A 23,539-nucleotide genomic window follows, 5' to 3' on the forward strand; every position below is an offset into this window, starting at 1 on the left:
CTTAAGAAAACTCAGAGAATATTAGCAAGGTAATTTGAGTTTTTAAAAGCATACATTGTGAAAAAAAAAGGTCATAAACAAAATTATCTCGCCGGGTACAGTAGCAAATCCTTTACTGACCGCGAAGAGAAAATGGCAGATATAATCAGCAAAATGCAGCCTGGCAGAGAGTCATTAATGTCTCGTGCGGATGTAGTGCTGTGTTACAATTCTGCGCGTTTGTGCTAAACCTATACCTGGAGTGCAGCCTGATGGCCCAACTTTATTTTTATTATTCTGCGATGAATGCAGGCAAGTCTACTGCCTTACTACAGTCTTCATATAACTACCTCGAACGTGGCATGCGCACATTGGTGTATACCGCAGAAATTGATAATCGTTTTGGCTCCGGCAAGGTATGCTCGCGCATTGGCCTTTCTTCTCCAGCAAAATTGTATAATAACGGGACAAAACTTTTTTCAGAGATAAACGAAGGACATCGCCTGGAACCGGTTCACTTCGTATTAATAGATGAATGTCAGTTTCTTACCCGCGAGCAGGTTAAAGATTTATCAGATGTAGTTGATACGCTGGATATACCTGTTCTTTGTTATGGGCTGAGAACAGATTTTCGTGGTGAATTATTCAGTGGCAGTCAATATTTGCTGGCATGGTCAGATAAGCTGGTTGAATTAAAGACAGTTTGCCACTGTGGCAGAAAGGCAGGGATGGTATTAAGACTCGACGAAAATGGTGCGCCTTTTAAAGAGGGTGAGCAGGTGGTCATCGGCGGAAATGAACGTTATGTTTCAGTTTGTCGTAAGCATTACAAGGCAGCAATTGAACAGAATTGCTTACGTGCGGTTCATGGAGAAAGGAACGCTTAAAAACGATAATACGATAACTGAAAGTCATTTTCCCCATCGTCTCCGGTTACCGGATATTAATTATGGTAGTGAACGAAAACCTTTAATCAGCAGAGATAAAGTATAAAAAAAGCCTGAGTTTAACGAGGTGGTAAACTCAGGCCCGGCGGGTCGCCCGATCAAACATCCGGTCAGGAAATCATCACGGGAGAGCAATTTTCGGAATGGTTTATTTTTTTACTTTCTTTTCTGTTTTTCTGGCCGGCGCCTCGGTTTCAGCTATATGACTTACTGATGAGCTGGTTTCGGTAAATTCACGACCATAGAACGAATCCAGCATGATTTGTTTTAGTTCGCTAATCAATGGATAGCGTGGGTTTGCACCGGTACACTGATCGTCGAATGCATCCTCAGCCAGCTTATCGACTTTTGCGAGGAAATCCGCCTCCTGTACACCGGCTTCGCGAATCGATTTTGGAATGCCCAATTCAGCTTTCATCCCTTCAAGCCATAACAGCAGCTTCTCAATTTTCTGCGCTGTACGGTCGCCCGCTGCGCTGAGACGTAAATGATCGGCCACTTCAGCATAGCGACGGCGAGCCTGAGGACGATCGTACTGACTGAATGCGGTTTGCTTAGTGGGGTTATCATTCGCGTTGTAGCGAATAACATTGCTGATTAGCAGGGCATTGGCCAGACCGTGTGGAATATGGAACTCAGAACCCAGTTTGTGGGCCATAGAGTGACACACCCCAAGGAAGGCATTGGCAAAAGCAATACCGGCGATAGTGGCAGCGTTATGAACACGCTCACGAGCAACCGGGTTTTTCGCGCCTTCATGGTAGCTGGCAGGCAGATTTTCCTGTAACAGTTTCAGTGCCTGTAAGGCCTGTCCGTCGGAATATTCATTAGCCAGCACGGAGACATAGGCCTCAAGCGAATGGGTCACGGCATCCAGACCACCAAAGGCACACAGCGATCTGGGCATATTCATCACCAGATTCGCATCGACTATCGCCATATCCGGGGTCAGTGCATAGTCTGCCAGTGGATATTTCTGACCGGTGGTATCATCAGTGACCACGGCAAAGGGTGTGACTTCAGACCCCGTACCTGAAGTGGTGGTGATGGCGATCATTTTGGCCTTCACACCCATTTTCGGGAACTTATAAATACGTTTGCGAATATCCATAAAGCGCAATGCCAACTCTTCAAATGCGGTTTCCGGATGTTCATACATGACCCACATAATCTTGGCGGCATCCATTGGCGATCCTCCGCCAAGAGCGATGATGACATCCGGTTTAAACGAATTCATCTGCTCAGCCCCTTTACGCACGATGCTCAGCGTGGGATCTGCTTCTACTTCAAAGAACACTTCTGTTTCAATACCATGCGATTTCAGCACTGAAACAATTTGGTCGGCATAACCATTGTTGAACAGAAAACGGTCGGTAACGATGAAAGCGCGTTTAGCGCCATCGGTCGCGACTTCCTCCATGGCTATGGGCAGAGAACCGCGACGGAAGTAGATAGATTTAGGAAGTTTATGCCACAACATATTTTCTGCCCGTTTAGCCACAGTTTTCTTATTAATAAGATGTTTTGGTACGACGTTTTCAGAAATGGAGTTGCCTCCCCATGAACCACAACCGAGGGTTAAAGACGGTGCCAGTTTGAAGTTGTAGAGATCGCCAATTCCTCCTTGCGATGCAGGGGTATTGATCAGAATACGCGCAGTCTTCATTTTATCGCCGAAGTAATTAACGCGTTTCCGTTCATTGTCCTGGTCGGTATACAGGCAGGAGGTGTGACCGATACCGCCCATAGCAACCAGTTTTTCTGCTTTGTTAACGGCGTCTTCGAAGTCTTTTGCGCGGTACATCGCCAGAGTGGGAGATAACTTCTCATGGGCAAAAGGTTCTGATTCATCGACCAGTTTTACCTCACCAATCAAAATTTTTGTATTGGCTGGTACGGTAATCCCTGCTATTTCAGCAATTTTCACCGCTGGCTGGCCAACAATAGCGGCATTCAGTGCACCGTTTTTCAGGATAACGTCCTGAACGGATCTCAACTCTTTGCCCTGTAACAGATACCCACCGTGGCTGGCAAAACGTTCACGAACCGCGTCATAAACAGAATCCACCACGATCACTGACTGTTCTGAAGCACAAATAACGCCATTGTCGAAGGTTTTTGACATAAGAATCGATGCCACAGCGCGTTTAATATCGGCCGTTTCATCTATTACTACCGGGGTATTACAAGCACCAACGCCGATAGCTGGTTTACCAGAACTGTAAGCAGCCTTGACCATGCCTGGCCCGCCGGTTGCCAGAATAAGATTGATATCGGGGTGATGCATCAGTTGATTGGATAATTCAACTGATGGCACGTCAATCCAGCCGATGATATCTTCAGGCGCGCCTGCGGCAATCGCCGCCTGTAGCACAATGTCTGCCGCTTTATTAGTGGCATCTTTAGCGCGTGGGTGAGGAGAGAAGATAATACCGTTACGGGTTTTCAGACTGATAAGCGCTTTGAAAATGGCGGTGGATGTGGGGTTGGTTGTTGGCACGATACCGCAGATAAGGCCGGTGGGTTCGGCTATAGTGATGGTTCCAAATGTTTCATCAGTACTGAGGATGCCGCAGGTTTTTTCATCCTTATACGCGTTGTAGATATATTCAGAGGCGAAATGATTTTTAATGACTTTGTCTTCGACGATGCCCATGCCTGATTCTGCAACCGCCATTTTCGCCAGTGGAATGCGGGCATCAGCAGCTGCCAGAGCGGCGGCACGAAAAATTTTATCAACTTGTTCCTGAGTGAAATTAGCATATTCACGCTGTGCCTTTTTAACACGCTCAACCAGTGCGTTAAGTTCAGCAACATTAGTAACGGCCATAATGCTCTCCTGATGGAAGTTTAAACTCTGTTAGTAAACAAGTGAGAACTGTCCAGTATAGCCCTGGGGGGTAAATCTGTTGCGACAAAAGGGTGCAGTTGCAACCTGATGATTGACCATCCGGACCACTGATTTACTGACAGAGTCTGGGTTTAACAACCTGACTGGAAAGCGTTCTGGATGTTAACCGAAACAGGTATGGAATAAAGCTTACCCACTATGAAACGGAGTAATTTTGATCTGAGTCATAATTATAATAAGCTGACTCCTTTCAGCTTCAGTCTGTGAGCCATTTCACGTCATTTTATTATTGTGAATTATTCCTGAAATAATCGTGTGGTTTTTTTTGCTAATAAAAACTTTTATTAAGGATTTTTTTGCCGGGAAATGACCTGTCATGTAGATGAAAATAGCTAACAATGGGCATGGCAAGAAAGATGATTTTCTATTAAATTAGCCCACGGCAAATTGGTCCGCTCAGGAGCTTAGCGTGAATCCGGCACTTTTCGATTTTTCGATCTATATCAAATTTTTCGTCGGGCTTTTTGCCCTGGTCAATCCGTTCGGCATTATTCCGGTTTTCATCAGCATGACCAGCTATCAGGTGCCTGCTGCACGTAACAAAACTAACCTGACAGCTATCCTTTCGGTGGCTATTATCCTGTGTATTTCACTGTTTCTTGGGGACATTATTTTGCAGTTTTTTGGGATCTCCATCGATTCTTTCCGCATCGCCGGAGGGATTCTGGTGGTGACTATCGCCATGTCAATGATCAGCGGCAAGCTGGGCGAAGATAAGCAAAATAAACAGGAAAAATCAGAAACGGCCATCAGAGAAAGTATTGGCGTCGTACCTCTGGCATTGCCTTTAATGGCCGGTCCGGGTGCCATCAGTTCAACTATCGTCTGGAGCACACGCTATCACAGTTGGCAGAATCTGCTGGGATTCAGCATTTCAGTGGCACTGTTTGCCTGCTGCTGTTGGTTGTTGTTCCGCGCGGCCCCACTGATGGTACGTGTACTTGGTCAGACCGGGATCAACGTCATTACACGAATCATGGGGTTGTTACTGATGGCGCTGGGGATTGAATTTGTCGTGACGGGAGTCAAAGCCCTGTTTCCCGGTCTGGTTAACTGAAAAATCACCCGCTGAAAACTTCCCATTAAAGCGCATAATATGCGATTTTTTTTAGCCAGCTATCAACTAATGCATCAAATAAGTGCATCTAAGCGATTTATTGCACCAGAGGTGTGCAATTATTTGTATGGCTTAACATATGCTCGCTATCATTAGTGTAATTACTGCAACTTGCTAATATGCAAGCAAATACAGCGCACTGAAAAAATTTCATTATGGAATAATGATCCTTATATATCGTTATTTGAAAATAAAAAACTGTTAATTTGATTTTTTAAGGCTAAAAGATCCAAATTAACGGCTGTATAACGTAATTGGTTCATTTTATAGGCAAAACCTCTGCTTCTGAAGTATGTATAACGTTATCTTTTATCTAATATATTGATATATAGATAAAAAATATTATTTTTCTCTGTTAAATAACACTTCACCTGTAAAAAACTCGTGGTAAAAGAGAACGAGTTAACATTTTTGGCGTTCTTCCTTAGCTGCCAAAACGCCGTTCTGTTAGTTTTTCGAAGGCGTTAAAAAAAACTGGCATCAGTTGTGCAATGCGGAAGTGCGATTGCTGTTTCGCAATGTCAGATAACGATCACTACAGGTTGCTTAGCTTTGATGAAAAGTTCTTACGATGTAAGTCGTCCGTTACGTCAGCTCATACTGTTCGCTATGGCTACCTTTGCCGCTGATAACTTTGCCTTAGCTGCAAAGGTGCCGGCAAATGTGACCCTTGCGCCAACGCAATCGGTGGTGATTAACAACAGCAGCGAAGTTTCTTCTCTTGATCCCCACAAAACAGAAGGGGTGCCGGAAAGCAACGTCATTATTAATTTGTTGGAAGGGCTGGTGACTACCGACAATAACGGCAAACTGGTTCCCGGCGTGGCCGAAAGCTGGCAGAGCGAGCAGGGCAAAATATGGACCTTTACCCTACGAAAAAATGCAAAATGGAGTAACGGTGACCCTGTCACCGCAACGGATTTTGTCTACAGCTGGCAGCGGCTGGCCGATCCAAAAAACGCCTCGCCTTATGCCAGTTATCTTCAGTATGCCCATATTGAAAACATCGATGCCATTATTTCCGGCAAAAAAAACGCTGACACGCTGGGCGTTCAGGCCCTGGATGACCGTCATTTACAGGTGACCCTTACCGAGTCTGTACCTTATTTTATTGACCTTGTCGCACACAGCTCGCTGGTGCCAGTTAATCGCGGCGCGCTGGAAAAGTGGGCCGATAAGTGGACGCTTCCGGAACATTATGTTGGTAATGGAGCATATGTTCTCAGTCGCTGGGTTATCAACGAGAAGATTGAAGTTAAACGCAACCCGCAATACTGGAATAACGCAAAAACCGTCATCGACAGGGCGACGTTTCTGCCCATTACCTCCACCTCTGGCGATGTAAATCGTTATCGCAGTGGAGAGATTGATATTACCGGCAGCGTGTTACCGCCTGAGCAGTTCCCAATGTTGCAAAAATCGCTGGGTTCTCAGCTTCACGTCAGCCCGCTGCTGTGCACCTTCTATTATGAACTGAACAATAAACGTCCGCCGTTCAATGACGTCAGGGTTCGCACAGCGGTCAAACTTACTCTTGATCGTCAGATTATTGCAGAAAAAATTATGGCTCAGGGACAGGTCCCGGCAGGCAGCTTTACACCGCCTTATATTAAGGGGGCACAGCTGAAGCAACCCGACTGGATGAATCTGAGCCAGCAGCAACGAAATGAGTTGGCAAAAAAACTGCTGAAGGAGGCAGGGTATACTGCCGATAACCCACTCAGCTTCACGCTGTTGTACAACACTTCCGACGTGAATCAGAAACAGGCAATTGCCGCCGCTTCGATGTGGAAGAAAAACCTGGGGGCCAGCGTAACTTTGAACAATCAGGAATGGAAAACCATGCTTGACGCCCGTCATCAGGGCAACTTCGACGTGGCGCGTGCCACGTGGTGCGCTGACTATAATGAGCCGTCCAGTTTTCTTAATACCCTGCTAAGTCACTCTTCAAATAACACCGCGTTTTACCATAGCGATAAATTCGATGCGTTGATGGCGAAAACACTCACCGCCAGCAGCAATCAACAGCGTGCAGAATATTATCAGCAGGCTGAGCAGCAACTGGACAGTGATTCTCCTGTTGTGCCCGTTTATTACCGGGTGAGCCCCCGACTGGTGAAACCCTGGGTAGGTGGTTTCACCGGCAACGATCCGCAGGATCAGACCGTATTACACTATTACTACATTATTCAACATTGAAGGACATACGTCAGACAGGGATGCCAGACGGGATAACTAACAGCAAGGGTATAGCCAAAGCACCTCAGACTGTCATCGTTCCGGCTTCTGAGATACCCGGTTAACGGGGGTCGCTGATGCTCTCTGAGTTCATCAGCAATAAATAAAACTGGAGTAAATAACTACATGACCAACATCACCAAAAAAAGCCTGGTTGCTCTGGGCATTATGACTGCACTGACCGGCAATATGGCACTGGCAGCAACTGTTCCGGCAGGGGTGGAACTGGCGGCAAAGCAGGAACTGATAAAAGGTAACGGCAGCGAAGTCCAGTCACTCGACCCGCACAAAATTGAGGGTACGCCGGAATCGAATGTCAGCCGTGATCTGCTGGAAGGATTAGTCATCAGTGATATTCAGGGACATCCTGTTCCTGGTGTGGCAGAAAGCTGGGATAACAAAGACGGAAAAGTCTGGACATTCCACCTGCGTAAGAATGCCAAATGGTCCAATGGTGAACCGGTTACCGCACAGGACTTCGTCTACAGCTGGCAACGACTGGCCGATCCCAAAACAGCCTCTCCGTATGCCAGTTACCTGCAATATGGCCATCTGGAAAATATTGATGACATCATCGCCGGAAAGAAATCGCCTGATACCCTTGGTGTAAAAGCGCTGGACGATCATACTTTACAGGTATCCCTGACCGAGTCGGTGCCTTATTTCTATAAATTGCTGATTCATTCTTCTATGTCGCCTGTCTACAAGCCGGCTGTTGAGAAGTTTGGTGATAAGTGGACCCAGCCAGAAAACTGGGTAGGCAACGGCGCGTATAAATTACAGACCCACATCATCAATGAACGTATTGTGGTGGTACGTAACCCGGACTACTGGGACAACGCCAATACCAAACTGGATAAAGTCACCTTCCTGCCTATCTCATCTGAAGTGAGCGATGTTAACCGCTATTTCAGCGATGGCGGCAGCGATATGACTTACAACAACATGCCGATCGAGCTGTTTAAAAAACTGCAACGTGAGAACCCGAAAGAACTGCATGTTGATCCCTACCTCTGCACTTATTACTACGAAATTAATAATCAGAAGCCGCCATTTAACGATGTGCGCGTCCGCACTGCTCTGAAACTGGGCCTCGATCGCGATATTATCGTTAATAAGGTACTGGCTCAGGAACAGCTGCCAGCCTGGAGTTATACGTCACCGGCGACCGATGGCGCCGCGCTGATTAAGCCTGAATGGGCCAGCTGGTCGCAGGAAAAACGTAACGCAGAGGCGAAAAAACTGCTGGCTGCCGCAGGTTACACGGCAGAGAAACCGCTCTCCTTTGAACTGCTGTATAACACTTCCGATCTGCATAAAAAACTGGCGATTGCCGCCTCTTCAATCTGGAAGAAAAACCTCGGCGTCAATATCAAGCTCAATAACCAGGAGTGGAAAACGTTCCTCGATACCCGTCATCAGGGAACTTTTGATGTGGCGCGTGCCGCCTGGTGTGCAGATTACAACGAACCGACTTCTTTCCTGAATACCATGCTGACCGGCAGCAGCAACAACACCTCACACTATGCCTCACCTGAGTTCGATAAGGTCATGGCCGCCGCAGGACAGGCCAGTGATGAAAAAAGCCGCAGCGATCTCTACGCCAAAGCTGAACAGGTACTGGATAAAGACTCTGTTATTGCCCCGGTTTACTACTACGTAAACGCCCGTCTGGTGAAAACTTACGTGGGTGGTTACACCGGTAAGGATGCGCTGGATAACGTCTACGATAAAAATCTGTATATTATCAAACATTAATGGCAACCACAGGGGGAAGGGCAGCCTTCCCCCTGCGTGTCGTTTTATAAGCAGTGCTGAGGCACAAGCCAGCAGGTACGGGCAATGTTAAAGTTTATTTTACGTCGTATTCTGGAAGCGATTCCGACGTTACTTATTTTGATCACCATCTCCTTCTTTATGATGCGACTTGCACCGGGAAGCCCTTTTACCGGCGAGCGCACACTGTCGCCAGAGGTGATGGCAAACATCGAAGCCAAATACCACCTGAACGATCCGATCTGGAAACAGTACACCGACTATCTGTTACAGCTGGCTCACGGTGATTTCGGGCCTTCCTTTAAATACAAAGACTATTCGGTGAATTATCTTGTAGGCCATGCTTTCCCGGTTTCAGCCAAACTGGGTCTTGCCGCCTTTATCCTGGCGATAATTTTTGGCGTGGCGGCGGGAGTCATTGCGGCGCTGAAGCAAAATACCAAATGGGACTTTGTGGTGATGGGGGTAGCGATGACGGGCGTGGTCATCCCCAGTTTCGTGGTCGCTCCCTTACTGGTGCTCATTTTCGCCATTGCCCTGAAGTGGTTGCCGGGTGGTGGCTGGAATGGCGGGGAACTGCGGTTTATGATCCTGCCGATGGTCGCGTTGTCGCTGGCCTACATTGCCAGTATCGCCCGTATCACCCGTGGTTCGATGATTGAAGTGCTGCACTCCAACTTTATTCGTACTGCGCGGGCTAAGGGTCTGCCAATGCACCGCATCGTGCTGCGCCATGCGCTGAAACCAGCCATGTTGCCAGTGCTTTCGTACCTCGGCCCGGCCTTTGTAGGCATTATCACCGGCTCAATGGTGATTGAAACCATCTATGGTCTGCCGGGAATCGGCCAGCTGTTTGTTAATGGTGCACTCAACCGCGATTACTCGCTGGTTCTGAGCCTGACCATTCTGGTTGGTGTGTTAACCATCCTGTTTAATGCGATCGTTGACGTGCTGTATGCGGTTATCGATCCCAAAATTCGTTACTGATCCGGAGCTGGCAATGATGTTGAGTAAAAAAAATAGCGCCGCTCTTGATGCCTTCAGCGAGAAGCTGGAGGTGGAAGGCCGTAGTCTCTGGCAGGACGCACGACGTCGTTTTATTCACAACCGCGCCGCGCTGGCCAGCCTGTTAGTCTTACTGATAATCGCCCTGTTTGTGGTGTTTGCGCCAATGCTCTCTTCGTTCACCTATGATGATACCGACTGGAGCATGATGTCTGCCGCGCCGGATATGGTGTCGAAGCACTACTTTGGCACGGATTCATCCGGCCGCGATCTGTTGGTGCGCGTGGCGATTGGTGGGCGAATTTCGCTGATGGTTGGCATTGCTTCCGCAATGGTCGCCGTGCTGGTGGGCACATTATACGGATCGCTGGCCGGGTATCTTGGCGGTAAAACTGATTCGGTAATGATGCGCCTGCTGGAAATCCTTAACTCCTTCCCGTTCATGTTCTTTGTCATCCTGTTGGTCACCTTCTTTGGACGCAACATACTGCTGATATTTGTCGCTATTGGCCTGGTTTCCTGGCTGGATATGGCACGTATTGTACGCGGTCAGACACTGAGCCTGAAACGTAAAGAGTTTATCGAAGCGGCCCATGTCGGCGGTGTTTCCACGGTCAGTATTGTCCTCAGGCATATCGTGCCAAACGTACTGGGTGTGGTGGTGGTCTACGCCTCGCTGCTGGTGCCAAGCATGATCCTGTTCGAATCTTTCCTCAGCTTCCTCGGGCTGGGTACACAGGAGCCACTCAGTAGCTGGGGAGCACTGCTCAGTGATGGTGCGAATTCAATGGAAGTGTCGCCGTGGTTGCTGCTGTTCCCGGCAGGATTTCTGGTGATTACGCTGTTCTGTTTTAACTTTATCGGTGACGGCCTGCGTGATGCCCTCGACCCGAAAGATCGTTAAGGAGTTTCCCGATGAATATGACTGAACAACAGCCAGTTATGGTGAAAAAAGCGGGAAGCGACGCTCTGCTTAACGTCAGGGATTTGCGGGTTACGTTTGCCACGCAGGATGGTGATGTTACCGCAGTTAACGATCTCAACTTCAGCCTGCGGGCGGGCGAAACGCTGGGGATCGTGGGTGAGTCTGGCTCGGGTAAATCCCAGACGGCCTTTGCACTGATGGGATTACTGGCCAGCAATGGGCGTATTGGCGGCTCGGCGCTGTTCAACGGCAGTGAAATTCTTAATCTGCCTGAGAAGCAGCTGAACCGGCTACGGGCTGAGCAAATCGCCATGATTTTCCAGGACCCGATGACCTCTCTGAACCCATACATGCGGGTAGGCGAGCAGCTGATGGAAGTACTGAAACTGCACAAAGGGATGAGCAGTGCGCAGGCTTTTGAAGAGTCGGTACGTATGCTCGATGCGGTAAAAATGCCGGAAGCGCGTAAACGGATGAAGATGTTCCCTCATGAGTTTTCAGGGGGGATGCGGCAGCGAGTGATGATCGCGATGGCGCTGCTCTGCCGGCCAAAACTGCTGATTGCCGATGAACCTACCACGGCGCTTGATGTGACGGTTCAGGCGCAAATTATGACCCTGCTTAATGATCTGAAACGCGAGTTCAATACGGCCATCATTATGATCACCCATGATCTGGGCGTGGTGGCCGGGATCTGCGATCGGGTTCTGGTGATGTATGCCGGCAGAACCATGGAGTATGGCGGGGCGAGGGATGTGTTTTATCAGCCGACACATCCTTATTCTATTGGCCTGCTTAATGCCGTGCCGCGTCTGGATGCAGAAGGTGAATCGCTGACCACCATACCCGGTAATCCACCTAATCTGCTGCGTCTGCCGCAGGGTTGTCCTTTTCAGCCGCGCTGCCCCAATGCGATGGAAATTTGTTCAACGGCGCCACCGCTGACACCTTTTGGTGAAGGACGTCAGCGTGCCTGCTTTAAACCCGTGGAGGAGCTGGTATGAGCGCGGTAGCAGAAAAGAAAGTGTTATTAGAAATTGCCGATCTTAAAGTCCACTTTGCGATCAAGGATGGCCGTCAGTGGTTCTGGCAGCCGCCCAAAAGCCTGAAGGCCGTCGATGGCGTCAGCCTGCGTTTGTACGAGGGAGAAACCCTCGGCGTGGTGGGTGAGTCAGGCTGTGGTAAATCCACCCTCGCACGCGCCATTATCGGTCTGGTCAATGCCACCGAAGGGCGTGTCGCCTGGCTGGGGCGTGACCTGCTTGGGCAGAGTGAAGAAGAGTGGCGCAAAGCCCGCAGCGATATCCAGATGATTTTTCAGGACCCGCTGGCTTCGCTGAATCCGCGCATGACCATCGGTGACATCATTGCGGAACCCTTACGCACCTATCATCCCAAAATGCCGCGTCAGGAAGTGAAAGAGCGGGTGAAAACGATGATGATGAAGGTCGGGTTGTTGCCAAACCTGATCAACCGTTATCCTCATGAGTTTTCCGGCGGTCAGTGCCAGCGTATTGGTATTGCCCGTGCGCTGATCCTTGAGCCTAAGCTGATTATTTGTGATGAGCCGGTTTCTGCGCTCGATGTATCGATTCAGGCACAGGTCGTCAACCTGCTGCAAAAACTGCAACGTGAAATGGGGCTGTCGCTGATCTTTATTGCTCACGACCTGGCAGTAGTGAAGCATATCTCCGATCGGGTACTGGTAATGTATCTGGGCCATGCCGTGGAACTGGGCACCTATGACGAGGTTTATCAGAACCCGCAGCACCCCTACACGCGGGCACTGATGTCGGCGGTACCGATTCCCGACCCGGATCTGGAGAAAAACAAGGTTATCCAGTTACTGGAAGGGGAGCTGCCTTCACCGATTAATCCGCCTTCTGGCTGTGTGTTTCGCACCCGCTGCCCGATTGCCGGCCCGGAATGCGCGAAGACACGTCCATTGCTGGAAGGCAGTTTCCGCCATGCGGTTTCCTGTCTGAAGGTCGACCCGTTATAAATGTCCGGCAGTGAGTCATTGTGGTAAAAAGCACCCCGCGCCAGTGATAGCGCGGGAGTGCGGGTCAGGAGGAGAGGAAGTCGCGCCTTTTAAGCGTCTTGTTTCAGGGTTATTCGCGCCACAGAATATGGCAGAGCTTGTGATCTTTTTCCCGGCACAACAGCACGCGGGCAAACACATCAGTAATTGGCTCGCCATCGGCTTCACCCAGCCCGATAACCACTTCAGCAAAGAAGTCGGGATTCAGATCAAAATCGACGTGTTCCTGCCAGTCATCAGCGGGGTCAAACAGCTCCGCGCCGCCGCGCTCCTCAAATTGCAGATTGAACAGGATGATATCAGCCGGGTCGAGGTTATCTCCTGCCAGCTCAAGAAAAATATCGTAGGCCTGTTCAAGGGTTTCGTCTTCAGTAAGGCGGTTATTCAAATCCATAGCATTTCCCATAAGGCCCGCAGGCGCTGTGCAATCCCGCTCGTTTTACAGCAAAGGACTGAAGAAGTAAAACAGGCGTTCAACAATCCGTTGCCAGTAAGCACGTCGCGCCCAACGTTTAGCATCCACCAGCCGTGAGCGGGCGATGTAGTCGTCCTGAACACGGGCCAGATCGCCCCCGAAACCGTCATCGTCGATGACCAGGGTGATTTCAAAATTGAGCCACAGGCTGCGCATATCGAGGTTAACGGTGCCAACCAGACTCAGCTGTCCATCAACCAGAACGCTTTTGGTATGCAGTAACCCGTCTTCAAACTGATAAATTTTGACGCCTGCTTCCAGTAGCTCAGCAAAAAAGGCCCGACTGGCCCAGCCAACCAACACGGAGTCATTGCGACGGGGCACGATAATACTGACGTCCACCCCCCGATGCGCGGCAGTACAAATGGCATGCAGTAAATCATCGCTGGGAACAAAATAAGGTGTGGTCATAATCAACTGCTGACGGGCAGAGTAGACGGCGGTCAGCAGGGCCTGGTGAATCAGGTCGTCCGGGAACCCCGGCCCTGAGGCGATAACCTGAATAGTGTGGCCGCTCTCCTGTTCAAACGGCATGATGTTGCCATCAGGCGGTGGGGGCAAAATGCGTTTGCCCGTTTCTATTTCCCAGTCACAGGAATAAATAATCCCCATGGTGGTGGCGACCGGCCCCTCCATTCTCGCCATCAAATCTATCCACTGGCCTACGCCCGCATCCTGCTTAAAGAAACGTGGGTCGACCAGGTTCATGCTGCCGGTATACGCGATATAGTTATCAATCAGTACGACCTTACGGTGTTGACGCAAGTCCATCCTACGCAGAAACACACGCAGCAGGCTGACTTTGAGCGACTCAACCACGTCGATACCGGCATTACGCATCATCGTTACCCAGGGGCTACGAAAAAACTGTACGCTACCAGCGGAGTCGAGCATCAGGCGGCAGTGAACACCGCGACGGGAGGCGGCCATCAGCGATTCAGCGACTTCGTCCGCCAACCCACCCGGTTGCCAGATGTAAAACACCATTTCGATATTGTGGCGCGCCAGTTGGATGTCACGGATCAACGCGTGCAGGGTATCATCGGTGGAGGTAAGCAGTTGTAGCTGGTTTCCCTTGACGCCCGCCACGCCCTGACGATTTTCACACAACTGAAACAGTGAACGGGCAACATCGCTGTTATCGTGAGCGAAAATCTGATGGCAGGATTTCAGTTCATTCAACCAGCGGGCGGTAGAAGGCCACATGGTACGGGCGCGCTCGGCGCGTCGCTTTCCCAGATGAAGTTCGCCAAACGAAAGATAGGCGATAATTCCGACCAGCGGCAGAATATAGATGATCAACAGCCAGGCCATGGCAGAGGGCACGGCGCGGCGTTTCATCAGAATGCGTAGCGTCACCCCCGCAATCAGCAACCAGTAACCAAATATCAGCAGCCAACTGAGCAGAGTATAAAAAGTCGACATATCAGCGGACGTTCCGTTCACCCTTGAATAGTATGAGTTTACGTGCAGATCTGCATTGACGAAACCTTTTCCGCAAGGAAGTCATCGGACCGGATAAGCAGAGAGGAGGGGGTACACTCGGCGGCGAGTTTTTCAGGCTGTGGAGTTGGCATGAGAAGAAGCCGTAATGAAGTGGCGCGCTGGCGTATGTCGCGTCAGATCCAGCGCCGTCGGGCGCGCTGGCTCGAAGGGCAGTCCAGACGATATGGTCGTATGCATGCTATTCGTCATCAGCTGAGTCAGCAGCAGCGGCGGTCCGTGCTTTTTATCAATCAGACGTTCTGATCTGGCGTGAGATATCCCTGTGCCGGTCAGACACAGGGAAAAGAGACGGCTAAAACACCCGCCGAAATGGCCGGACGGTAACCTGCTTATAGACGCCCGCCGCGATGTAGGGATCATCCTGCGCCCAGGACTGGGCAGCTTCCAGAGAGGAAAATTCGGCAATGATTGTTGAGCCGCTAAAACCTGCTGCGCCTGGATCATTACTGTCCACCGCAGGCATCGGCCCGGCGATAATCAGCCGACCTTCATCCCGCAGCAACTGAAGGCGCGCGAGATGAGCAGGGCGCACCGCGGTGCGTTTTTCCAGAGAATCACTATTATCTTCTGCGTAGATTACATAGAGCACGATACAACTCCTGTCCGGTCGATAAGATTTGGCCCTCACGTTAAGTGATCGTCTGTTTTTCTGCAAACGAAAGATAAGGTCGGCAGTAAAGCAGATCCTGTCCGGGCCTTTGACGTTAAATAACGCGGGCCGGACGGCTGTGTTGTTGAAACTGATTGCTATTTGCATTTAAACTGACGCTTCACTATTTTTTGCAGACAGATTATGACCACGCTGACCGAAGACTCTTTACCCCGCCGAATTTCCCTGCCTGTGCTTTTCTCCGTCGGATTGCACGCGGCGGTAATCGGGGCAATACTTTATGCTTCATTTCATCAGGCCGTACAGGTGCCGAAAGCATCTCAGCCGATCAGTGTTTCAATGGTCGCACCCGAAGTGCAGCCAGAACCCCAGGCTGCGCCACAGCCCGAACCCGTCGCACAGCCTGAACCTGAGCCCGTTGAGCCACAGCCTGTTGCGGAACCAGAGCCGCCAGTGCCTGTCCCCGTGCCTTTGCCAAAACCGGAACCCAAACCGAAGCCAAAGCCCAAACCGGTAAAAAAAGAGGTGGTGAAGCCGAAAAAAGAGGTGAAGCCCCGCACTGAACCTCAACGGGCATCGCCCTTTAACAATGACAAACCGGCAACGGCGACCAAACCTTCCACCGCACCCAGAACGTCGCCAGCGCCGTCCACTGCGGTTTCAACCGGCCCTGAAGCCATCAGCGTGGGTAAGCCTGAATATCCGAGCCGTGCCTGGGCTTTGCGCATGGAAGGGCGTGTGCGGGTGCAATTCGATGTCGACGGTACGGGGCAGGTGGTTAACATTCGCATTCTCTCCGCCGAGCCGCGCAATCTTTTTGAACGTGAAGTGCGTCAGGCGATGAAGAAATGGCGTTACCAGGCCGGTAAGCCTGGAAAGGACTTAACCATGAACATCGTGTTTAAACTGAAAGGCGGATCGAATATTGAATAGTCCCTTTGCTGCCAGCGTTGCGGCTGATAGCTGAACAGCGCCTGTTGCTCCTGCTCAGATTGCGGTAAATAATCCGGGCAGAGGGCGTTAACCTGTCCATTTAAAAAATGCGCTATGGCCCCCGATCGTCAGGGAGAGAAAAATTACCCATTGTGCTTCAGCAATTGCAATGGGCGATTTTAAGGGCAGTGCAGGGCACCGCGGCCTGACGATCTGCCGCTTCAGTTCTGTCCATCAGCCTCAAAATGGCTTTTGTCCGCAGGCAGCGGGCGGGGTTTTCCTTCATCATCCACCGCGACGTAGATAAACACTGCCTCTGTCGTGCAGTAACGCTGGCCGATAGGTTCCGATGACACTTTTTTAATCCATACCTCAATATTGATGGTGATGGAGCTGCTGCCGGTGCGGATACAGCGGGCGTGACAACTGACCACGTCACCCACGGCAACAGGTTTCAGAAATGTCATCCCGTCAGCGCGTACCGTCACCACCCGGCCACCGGCAATTTCTTTTGCCAGGATAGCGCCGCCCATATCCATCTGCGACATTAGCCAGCCACCAAAAATATCGCCATTGGCATTGGTATCCGCAGGCATCGCCAGGGTGCGCAGCACCATCTCTCCCTGAGGGAGTCGGTTATTAACATCATTCATGATCTTGCTTCCGGAGAGTAAAGGGAGAAGGTGGCCCGACTGCTGCCGGGCGCGAAAGATTATTTTTCTTCTTGTGGCATCAGACGATAAATATAGAGGCCGCAGATAAGAGTAAAGAGCAGTGTAAGACCGGTCAGACCGAATACTTTAAAGTTAACCCAGAACGCCTGAGATAACCAAAACGCGACGTAGATATTAGCCAGACCGCAGGCAAGGAAAAAAGCGGCCCAGGCGATATTCAGCTTACGCCAGGCAAAATCAGGCAGTTTCAGCTCTTTACCCAGCATGCTCTGGATCAGCGGCTGCTTCATCCAGAACTGACTGAACAGCAGGGCCAGCGCAAACAGCGAATAGATCACCGTCACTTTCCATTTGATAAATTCATCATTGTGGAAAACCAGCGTCAGGGTGCCAAAAACGGCAACCAGCACAAAAGTGAAAATGGTCATTTTTTCCACTTTGCGGTACATCACCCAGCTGGCGACCAGCGCCAGAGCGGTTGCTACTATCAGCGCGCCGGAAGCGACATAGATGTCATATAACTTGTAGAAAATAAAAAAAACCACTAGCGGAAGAAAATCGAATAGCTGCTTCATAAAGGCTTCCAGATTTCAGACGGATGCAAAACGTTACGTTAGCACAGCGTGCCGCAGGGCGACACGCAACGGCAGATTAACGTAACAGCATATAGAGGCGATAAAGATAAATAATCAGTATGGCCGAAATAAGGTTACTCACGGCGTTGAGCAGCACGGAGGCGACATTCGCAGGAAGCACGGTCAGAGAGGATGCCAGCAACAGCACCGCGACTTTAGCCAGTAACCAGACCGCCACGGCGGGCGCGACTACCTTCATTTGACGCCAGACCAGGTTGATACTGATGCGCATCGCCCGAAAAATACCGGTTTTTTCGGTAGAGAGGATCACCGGGGAAAGTGCCAGCACAATACTCAGGATCACACCCGGCACCACCAACACCATAAAGCCAATCTGAACCACCAGTGTCATCAGAAATACCAGCAACAGCAGCCGTGGCAACAATGGAGCAGAGGTACCGATGGCACGTAGCGCACTGACCCGCTGCCCGGCCGATACCAGAGGGATCAGACTCAGCATTGCGCCCAGCAGCAGGGTATTCCCCACCAGCGAAGCAAAAGTGCCCGCTGCCGAAGCCCGTAACAAAATACGCTGCTGATCGGGGGACATATTCTGCACCATCTCCAGCAAGCTGGTTGAGCCGTTTTGACCATCGGTCAGCACAGAGAGCTGGTCGGCACCGGGCGTCAGCGCATGGCCAATCAGTACGGTGATAAAAGAAGTCAGCAGTGAAATCAGCACAATGGTAATCAGCTGATGGCGGAAAAAATTCCCGGTGTCACGGTATAACGAACCCGCCGTGAAAGACATGTACTCTCCTTGAAAAGCTGAAATTAGCGATCCGGGGATTGTACATGCTCTCGCGGCAACCTGGCACCCTGACTTACATAACTTTCTGTTACAAAGGCACCATCTGCATCCCCAGCGGCGGCAGACCATAACGTGCTCTCGCCCTGTCGCAGGCTTCATTATGTTCGCCATTTTCGCCAGACTGCGAAAATTCACGGCAGGGGGTGGGCCGATGTTGATAAATGTTGCAGGAGACGCAACCGCCGATTTCGCCTTCCAGCGCAACGCAACGTGGCGAACGGCTGTTGGTCCCGCGCATGTTGCGCATAAACAGATTCAGGGGTTCAGTGAGACTGGCCGGGACAATTCCGCCACTATCATCGGCTTCTGACCAGTAGAAGGAAACGCGAAAATGCGCGCAACAGGCACCACAACTTACACAGGGATTGAGAGTGTCGCTCATCTGATTGCCCGCCCTCCCGAGGCTTCGAACCAAAATCACATTGATCAGGATCAGCAACATAATCTGGCGCTTTTATTTCTGCAAGCGGATTTTATTAACTCCTGAGATCCAAAAGTTCACATACCACAACATACTGTTCTGTCGGACCTTTTTATGCATGACGCCGGGAAAGCGTGCAGTCCGACAGAACAGAGGCCCGCAGGCCGTTTATGGCTTTTATGAAAGCACCGGTTTCCAGTGTATCAGCAAATCTTCACGCAACATTCCGAGTGCGGTTTTCTGCGTTTTAAGGTCGGCGGCGAAAAATGCAGCATCAAACACATCACCCATGCGTTGTTTGCTCTCCAGCGCCTGCTGTTTTATCTGACTGGCCTGATGGTGAGTGATTTCGTTGTAACTGAATACCGGCAGCATGTTCCGCGTCCAGCTTTCCGGCAACGACTGTCCCGCAACCAGCAACGCCCCGGCGTAGCATTCTGCCAGATGCTGAGCGCCGCGCAGCTGTCCGGCCAGCCAGATTTGTGACTCGGTCTGCTGCGAAGCAGCCTGAGGATAAACCTGCGCTGCGGCGGTGGAAACTTTTCTGATGGCGTCATCGTCACCGCTGAAAAAGGCGCGCAGCAGCGTATCTTCACCCACTTTCTTTTCAACGTCCTGTGCCGCCTGCGGCCAGGAACGACCGGAGGGCAGTTTGAAACCGTGATAGGCATCTTTCCCGAAATGCCAGAATTTACCGGTGCTGGGTATTTTTTCGGTCAGATGGGTGGTCATGCCCTCATTCATTGCCTGCCACGAAGGGTTTTTATTGTTGCGATCGCGAAATTCAGGATGGGTATAGCAGTGAACAAACTCATGCGCCGCGACGTCAGCTGGGGGCGTTTCCATAGCAATATTATTATCCAGCTGGACCAGTGATTTACCCGGTGACCAGCGTCCCTGCACGTTGGCGGGAAGGTCATGTGCTATCTCTGCTCTGGCATTAAAGCAGGGGCTGTTATCCGGAATATACCTACCGTAATGATTAAGAACGGACTGGTTGCCCGTCTGCAAATGAGCTGGCGTGGCGCGCTGAGCCAGATTGATTGCCGCCCATATGGTGCCGCCGGGATCTCTGGCAAAGTCGCCGGGGTAACTGGCTATCCGGTGGCCCGCTAACAGCGCGAGGGCACCAGTCATCAGTTTGGCAGACAGCGTGATCGGGTTCACGGAGGTGGGCGCGGTTCGTCGGGCATCAGCAGCAGGCGGGTTTTCTACCGCCTGTTCAGCAGGGGCTGCTGCGGCTGAAGTGGTGGCCCGCAGACGTAATCCGGATGGTGAGTCCAGCGGAGGTTGCGCCTGTTGTCCGCGTGCGGCATCCATGCTCATCGGCGACGGAGCCTCATTGCTGACGGCAGTTGACCGGGCGATTTTACCGGCCGCATTAATTTCATTTACCACTAATCTTATCCCTCAACTGAATTTTAACCGTTCGGCAGCCTGACGCAGTTCAAGCGCGGTGCTGGAAAAATTAGCCAGCAGGCTTTCAAACTGCGTTTTACTCAAGGTGTTCAGTGCCTGCTCATAGCAGTACACCAGCGTTTTTTCATCAGGATTGATGGTCAACGCGCCGCCACGTAGCCGCAGCCCAGGAAATGCATAAGTCAGCATCTTGCGCAGCAGCAAATCATCCCGGGGAGTGGCCTGCAACGGAACGATTTCAGCCAGAAAGGTCAGCGACGGGCCGTTTACATATAACGTAAGGGTGATGCCGTCAGGCGAATTCACCGCATGGATACCGGTATTGCTGGTATCGGTGTGATGCAAATCGTCGTAAAGTTTTTGGGACGTAAGAAATCTGGTCATGGCTGTTCCGGTATGAGTGAAATCCAATATCAACGTTCAGGTAACGGGTATTGTGCACCGGCTGAAAATCGCTCTGCGGCATCCTGTGGCAGACCGCCTGCAATATCTGCACTGTGACGTTAAGTGGTTTCGCTCAGGAAAAGGTTCCCGGGACACCGTGTGGGGGAGCTCAGGGGCAGAATAAAAAAGGCGCAGGGATGCGCCTTTTTGCAGTAATCGGTTGTTACTTGATTTGCATTTTATTAGTGACCGATGTCACGCCCTTCACGTTACGGGTGAGATAAACGGCGCGATTAGCCATCTGCGGGGAGCTGACAAATCCGCTAAGCTGGACGCGCCCCTTGAAGGTTTCGACATTAATTTCGGTGGATTTCAGCGAGTCATCTTTCAGCAGTTCCGCTTTAACTTTGGTGGTGATAACGGTGTCATCAAGATAACCACCGGTTCCTTCCTGCGTTTTTGTCGGCGCACAGGCGCTGACAGACAGCGCCACCACTGCTGCAACAACCAGACTTGTCAGAATTTTCATTAACTTCATGGTTTTTCTCCCTGCCCATTGAATTGGCCTTCGCCGTGATTACAGATTTGCTCTGTAAAAGAAGCTTAGCCTCGGGGGAAGAATACGCAATATTCAGGCCGTAAAAATGGCTGAAAAAGAGTGCCTTACCTTAAAAGACGAGGCACCCGAACGCATCAGCGGGTGGCGGCTTTCAGACTGCTGACAAATGTCTTCAGCTCGGCCAGTAACACTGGCGGGTTACCATGATGTTTTTCAATAATTTTCACAATAGCAGAGCCGGAAATGGCTCCGGCTGCCCCTGCTGCGAGGGCCTGTTTCACCTGTTCGGGTTCAGAGATACCAAATCCCTGTACCGGTGGGGCGGCATTGAATTCTTGCAGCCGGTTGACCAGATGTTGCAGCGAATGGCTTTCACCGCGTTTTTCCGCGCCGGTGACGCCTGCCCGCGAGAGCAGGTAGGTGTAACCACGGCCATGCGAGGCTATTTCACGCAACAGATTGTCATCTGCATTAGGCGGGCAGATAAAAATCGGCGCGATATTGTGGCGCATTGCGGCCTGACGAAAGGGCGCTGACTCTTCAACCGGCACATCCGCAACCAGTACCGAATCCACTCCCGCCTGTTCGCAACGGGCATAAAAGTTATCAATCCCATTGGAAAAAACCAGATTGGCGTACATCAACAGGCCGATGGGGATCTGCGGATATTTCTGACGTACGGCAGCCAGCAGCTCAAAACATTGTGACGGTGTCACGCCTGCGGCAAAGGCCCGCAGGGTGGCGTTCTGAATTGTGGGGCCATCGGCAAGTGGATCAGAGAACGGGATACCCAACTCCAGTGCATCGGCACCCGCCGCAACCAGCGCATCAATAATTTTTAGTGAAAGCTCCGGTGTCGGATCGCCCAGCGTAACGAAAGGCACAAAGGCACCTTCTTTACTGGCGCTGAGCCGTTTAAACATCTGGTCATAACGCTCCATCAGATTTCTCCCTTCGCTTTCAGAATATCGTGGACGGTGAAGATATCTTTATCGCCCCGTCCGGAGAGGTTCACCACCAGCAGCTGCTCTTTTTCCGGCGCTTCACGCATCATCCGCAACGCGTGGGCCAGCGCATGGGAAGACTCCAGCGCAGGAATAATTCCTTCGCTACGGCAAAGAAGCTTGAATGCATCCAGCGCTTCGTCATCGGTAACCGAAACATAGTCAGCCCGGCCGGTGCTGTTAAGATAAGCGTGTTGTGGTCCGACAGACGGGAAATCCAGCCCGGCAGAAATCGAGTAAGATTCCTCAATCTGTCCGTCCTCAGTCTGCATCATGGGGGCTTTCATACCAAAATAGATACCCACCCGACCATGTTTCAGTGGTGCGCCATGTTCGCCGGTTTCGATACCGTGTCCGGCAGGCTCAACGCCGATCAGGCCAACCGCAGGCTCATCGATAAAGTCTGCAAACATGCCGATAGCATTAGAGCCACCACCGACACAGGCGATCACCGCGTCCGGAAGACGTCCCTCTTTTTCCTGTATCTGTGCTTTGGTTTCTTCACCAATCATTCGCTGAAACTCACGGACGATGGTTGGAAACGGATGGGGGCCGGCCGCTGTTCCCAGCATATAGTGCGCGGTTTCATAACTGCCGGACCAGTCGCGCAGCGCCTCATTACAGGCATCCTTCAGCGTTGAGGAGCCGCTGTGTACCGGGATGACTTCAGCGCCCATCAGTTTCATTCTGAACACGTTGGGAGACTGGCGTTCAATATCTTTCGCGCCCATATAAATGCGGCACTTAAGCCCCAGCAGGGCACTGGCGAGCGCGGAAGCCACGCCATGCTGACCGGCCCCCGTCTCCGCGATGATTTCGTTTTTCCCCATCCGCTTAGCCAGCAAAGCCTGTCCCAGCACCTGGTTGGTTTTATGCGCGCCACCGTGCAGCAGATCTTCACGTTTCAGATACAGACGGGTTCTGGTGCCTTTGGTCAGATTCTGACACAGGGTGAGCGCGGTGGGGCGACCAGCGTAGTTTTTCAGCAGGTCGTTAAATTCGGCCTGAAATTCCGGGTCGCGCTGGGCGCTGACGAAAGCCTCTTCCAGCTGACGCAGGGCGGGCATCAGGATTTGTGGCACATACATGCCACCAAATTCACCAAAATAGGGATTGAGTAAGGTCATATCGCTTCTCTTTTCACTAAGCAGAGCAGCCGCTCTGAAAGG

At 51.1% G+C, this 23,539-nt stretch carries 22 protein-coding genes and 1 pseudogene; 10 read left to right on the forward strand and 13 right to left on the reverse strand.

The window, feature by feature from the left end; genetic code table 11:
* The first annotated feature begins 251 nt into the window (after positions 1-251).
* A complete protein-coding gene (gene tdk / locus AC3RPL_RS08430) occupies positions 252-866 on the forward strand; it encodes a thymidine kinase (protein ID WP_490739645.1) in 615 nt (204 codons plus the stop codon).
* Between the two features lie 208 nt (positions 867-1,074).
* Here tdk and adhE read toward each other — a convergent pair whose 3' ends face one another.
* Positions 1,075-3,756: a bifunctional acetaldehyde-CoA/alcohol dehydrogenase gene (gene adhE / locus AC3RPL_RS08435; RefSeq protein ID WP_490739646.1), complete on the reverse strand. Its 2,682-nt coding sequence runs from the start codon at positions 3,754-3,756 to the stop codon at positions 1,075-1,077.
* 490 nt (positions 3,757-4,246) lie between these two features.
* On the opposite strand from adhE, the gene AC3RPL_RS08440 reads away from it, so the two are divergent.
* From AC3RPL_RS08440 to oppF, 7 genes are all read left to right on the forward strand, one after another.
* Positions 4,247-4,894 carry a YchE family NAAT transporter gene (locus tag AC3RPL_RS08440; protein WP_490739647.1) on the forward strand — a complete coding sequence of 216 codons (648 nt, stop codon included), beginning with the start codon at positions 4,247-4,249 and terminating at the stop codon, positions 4,892-4,894.
* A 669-nt stretch (positions 4,895-5,563) separates the two neighbouring features.
* Entirely contained in the window at positions 5,564-7,153 is a 1,590-nt protein-coding gene (locus tag AC3RPL_RS08445; RefSeq protein WP_490740656.1) for an ABC transporter substrate-binding protein, read from the forward strand.
* A 165-nt stretch (positions 7,154-7,318) separates the two neighbouring features.
* Positions 7,319-8,950: an oligopeptide ABC transporter substrate-binding protein OppA gene (gene oppA, locus AC3RPL_RS08450; RefSeq protein WP_490739648.1), complete on the forward strand. Its 1,632-nt coding sequence runs from the start codon at positions 7,319-7,321 to the stop codon at positions 8,948-8,950.
* 84 nt (positions 8,951-9,034) lie between these two features.
* Positions 9,035-9,955, forward strand: a complete 921-nt coding sequence (gene oppB / locus AC3RPL_RS08455; protein WP_034940963.1) for an oligopeptide ABC transporter permease OppB — start codon at positions 9,035-9,037, stop codon at positions 9,953-9,955.
* Positions 9,956-9,968: 13 nt separating this feature from the next.
* Entirely contained in the window at positions 9,969-10,877 is a 909-nt protein-coding gene (gene oppC / locus AC3RPL_RS08460) for an oligopeptide ABC transporter permease OppC (RefSeq protein ID WP_261643577.1), read from the forward strand.
* Positions 10,878-10,888: 11 nt separating this feature from the next.
* A complete protein-coding gene (locus AC3RPL_RS08465; RefSeq protein WP_490739649.1) occupies positions 10,889-11,902 on the forward strand; it encodes an ABC transporter ATP-binding protein in 1,014 nt (337 codons plus the stop codon).
* Positions 11,899-12,900 (forward strand): murein tripeptide/oligopeptide ABC transporter ATP binding protein OppF, encoded by a 1,002-nt coding sequence (oppF, locus tag AC3RPL_RS08470; RefSeq protein ID WP_034940960.1) that lies wholly within the window; start codon positions 11,899-11,901, stop codon positions 12,898-12,900. Before AC3RPL_RS08465 ends, oppF begins: the two co-directional genes overlap by 4 nt.
* A gap of 109 nt (positions 12,901-13,009) precedes the next feature.
* Here the strand turns inward: oppF and AC3RPL_RS08475 are convergent, their stop codons facing one another.
* Positions 13,010-13,333 (reverse strand): HI1450 family dsDNA-mimic protein, encoded by a 324-nt coding sequence (locus AC3RPL_RS08475; protein ID WP_034940959.1) that lies wholly within the window; start codon positions 13,331-13,333, stop codon positions 13,010-13,012.
* A gap of 45 nt (positions 13,334-13,378) precedes the next feature.
* A complete protein-coding gene (gene cls, locus AC3RPL_RS08480; protein WP_367167204.1) occupies positions 13,379-14,839 on the reverse strand; it encodes a cardiolipin synthase in 1,461 nt (486 codons plus the stop codon).
* Between the two features lie 150 nt (positions 14,840-14,989).
* Here cls and AC3RPL_RS08485 point away from each other — a divergent pair, with 150 nt between their 5' ends.
* Complete coding sequence (locus tag AC3RPL_RS08485) at positions 14,990-15,163, forward strand: YciY family protein (protein ID WP_152542859.1); 174 nt, start codon at positions 14,990-14,992, stop codon at positions 15,161-15,163.
* Between the two features lie 49 nt (positions 15,164-15,212).
* Here the strand turns inward: AC3RPL_RS08485 and AC3RPL_RS08490 are convergent, their stop codons facing one another.
* On the reverse strand, positions 15,213-15,509 hold the full coding sequence (locus tag AC3RPL_RS08490) for a YciI family protein (RefSeq protein ID WP_034940957.1): 297 nt from the start codon (positions 15,507-15,509) through the stop codon (positions 15,213-15,215).
* 204 nt (positions 15,510-15,713) lie between these two features.
* Between AC3RPL_RS08490 and tonB the strand changes: the two genes are divergently transcribed.
* Positions 15,714-16,463 carry a TonB system transport protein TonB gene (gene tonB / locus AC3RPL_RS08495; protein WP_490739650.1) on the forward strand — a complete coding sequence of 250 codons (750 nt, stop codon included), beginning with the start codon at positions 15,714-15,716 and terminating at the stop codon, positions 16,461-16,463.
* A gap of 221 nt (positions 16,464-16,684) precedes the next feature.
* On the opposite strand, the gene yciA is transcribed toward tonB, so the two are convergent.
* From yciA to trpB, 9 genes and pseudogenes are all read right to left on the reverse strand, one after another.
* A complete protein-coding gene (gene yciA, locus AC3RPL_RS08500) occupies positions 16,685-17,116 on the reverse strand; it encodes an acyl-CoA thioester hydrolase YciA (RefSeq protein ID WP_034940955.1) in 432 nt (143 codons plus the stop codon).
* Positions 17,117-17,175: 59 nt separating this feature from the next.
* Positions 17,176-17,712 carry a septation protein A gene (locus tag AC3RPL_RS08505; RefSeq protein WP_490739651.1) on the reverse strand — a complete coding sequence of 179 codons (537 nt, stop codon included), beginning with the start codon at positions 17,710-17,712 and terminating at the stop codon, positions 17,176-17,178.
* A 76-nt stretch (positions 17,713-17,788) separates the two neighbouring features.
* Positions 17,789-18,523 carry a YciC family protein gene (locus tag AC3RPL_RS08510; protein ID WP_490739652.1) on the reverse strand — a complete coding sequence of 245 codons (735 nt, stop codon included), beginning with the start codon at positions 18,521-18,523 and terminating at the stop codon, positions 17,789-17,791.
* Positions 18,524-18,546: 23 nt separating this feature from the next.
* Positions 18,547-18,965, reverse strand: a pseudogene (locus tag AC3RPL_RS08515) (YkgJ family cysteine cluster protein).
* Between the two features lie 216 nt (positions 18,966-19,181).
* Positions 19,182-20,402: a type III effector gene (locus AC3RPL_RS08520; RefSeq protein ID WP_490739653.1), complete on the reverse strand. Its 1,221-nt coding sequence runs from the start codon at positions 20,400-20,402 to the stop codon at positions 19,182-19,184.
* A 12-nt stretch (positions 20,403-20,414) separates the two neighbouring features.
* Positions 20,415-20,807, reverse strand: a complete 393-nt coding sequence (locus AC3RPL_RS08525) for a CesT family type III secretion system chaperone (RefSeq protein ID WP_152542855.1) — start codon at positions 20,805-20,807, stop codon at positions 20,415-20,417.
* 223 nt (positions 20,808-21,030) lie between these two features.
* Positions 21,031-21,345, reverse strand: coding sequence for a BON domain-containing protein (locus AC3RPL_RS08530; protein WP_034940938.1), 315 nt, complete (start codon positions 21,343-21,345; stop codon positions 21,031-21,033).
* A gap of 155 nt (positions 21,346-21,500) precedes the next feature.
* On the reverse strand, positions 21,501-22,307 hold the full coding sequence (trpA, locus tag AC3RPL_RS08535) for a tryptophan synthase subunit alpha (protein ID WP_490739654.1): 807 nt from the start codon (positions 22,305-22,307) through the stop codon (positions 21,501-21,503).
* On the reverse strand, positions 22,307-23,497 hold the full coding sequence (gene trpB / locus AC3RPL_RS08540; RefSeq protein WP_490739655.1) for a tryptophan synthase subunit beta: 1,191 nt from the start codon (positions 23,495-23,497) through the stop codon (positions 22,307-22,309). The genes trpA and trpB overlap by 1 nt, the downstream gene beginning before the upstream one ends.
* Positions 23,498-23,539: the final 42 nt, after the last annotated feature.

Source organism: Erwinia papayae, from assembly GCF_058241465.1.

What these genes read in the sequence shown, in the direction of transcription:
- AC3RPL_RS08445 (WP_490740656.1), top strand. Translation starts at nt 5,564, where the DNA reads ATGGCTACCTTTGCCGCTGATAACTTTGCCTTAGCTGCAAAGGTGCCG.
- oppC (WP_261643577.1), top strand. Translation starts at nt 9,969, where the DNA reads ATGATGTTGAGTAAAAAAAATAGCGCCGCTCTTGATGCCTTCAGCGAG.
- tdk (WP_490739645.1), top strand. Translation starts at nt 252, where the DNA reads ATGGCCCAACTTTATTTTTATTATTCTGCGATGAATGCAGGCAAGTCT.
- AC3RPL_RS08465 (WP_490739649.1), top strand. Translation starts at nt 10,889, where the DNA reads ATGAATATGACTGAACAACAGCCAGTTATGGTGAAAAAAGCGGGAAGC.
- yciA (WP_034940955.1), bottom strand. Translation starts at nt 17,116, where the DNA reads ATGAATGATGTTAATAACCGACTCCCTCAGGGAGAGATGGTGCTGCGC.
- AC3RPL_RS08505 (WP_490739651.1), bottom strand. Translation starts at nt 17,712, where the DNA reads ATGAAGCAGCTATTCGATTTTCTTCCGCTAGTGGTTTTTTTTATTTTC.
- oppB (WP_034940963.1), top strand. Translation starts at nt 9,035, where the DNA reads ATGTTAAAGTTTATTTTACGTCGTATTCTGGAAGCGATTCCGACGTTA.
- AC3RPL_RS08475 (WP_034940959.1), bottom strand. Translation starts at nt 13,333, where the DNA reads ATGGATTTGAATAACCGCCTTACTGAAGACGAAACCCTTGAACAGGCC.
- oppA (WP_490739648.1), top strand. Translation starts at nt 7,319, where the DNA reads ATGACCAACATCACCAAAAAAAGCCTGGTTGCTCTGGGCATTATGACT.
- trpB (WP_490739655.1), bottom strand. Translation starts at nt 23,497, where the DNA reads ATGACCTTACTCAATCCCTATTTTGGTGAATTTGGTGGCATGTATGTG.
- AC3RPL_RS08510 (WP_490739652.1), bottom strand. Translation starts at nt 18,523, where the DNA reads ATGTCTTTCACGGCGGGTTCGTTATACCGTGACACCGGGAATTTTTTC.
- trpA (WP_490739654.1), bottom strand. Translation starts at nt 22,307, where the DNA reads ATGGAGCGTTATGACCAGATGTTTAAACGGCTCAGCGCCAGTAAAGAA.
- AC3RPL_RS08525 (WP_152542855.1), bottom strand. Translation starts at nt 20,807, where the DNA reads ATGACCAGATTTCTTACGTCCCAAAAACTTTACGACGATTTGCATCAC.
- AC3RPL_RS08530 (WP_034940938.1), bottom strand. Translation starts at nt 21,345, where the DNA reads ATGAAGTTAATGAAAATTCTGACAAGTCTGGTTGTTGCAGCAGTGGTG.
- cls (WP_367167204.1), bottom strand. Translation starts at nt 14,839, where the DNA reads ATGTCGACTTTTTATACTCTGCTCAGTTGGCTGCTGATATTTGGTTAC.
- tonB (WP_490739650.1), top strand. Translation starts at nt 15,714, where the DNA reads ATGACCACGCTGACCGAAGACTCTTTACCCCGCCGAATTTCCCTGCCT.
- adhE (WP_490739646.1), bottom strand. Translation starts at nt 3,756, where the DNA reads ATGGCCGTTACTAATGTTGCTGAACTTAACGCACTGGTTGAGCGTGTT.
- oppF (WP_034940960.1), top strand. Translation starts at nt 11,899, where the DNA reads ATGAGCGCGGTAGCAGAAAAGAAAGTGTTATTAGAAATTGCCGATCTT.
- AC3RPL_RS08485 (WP_152542859.1), top strand. Translation starts at nt 14,990, where the DNA reads ATGAGAAGAAGCCGTAATGAAGTGGCGCGCTGGCGTATGTCGCGTCAG.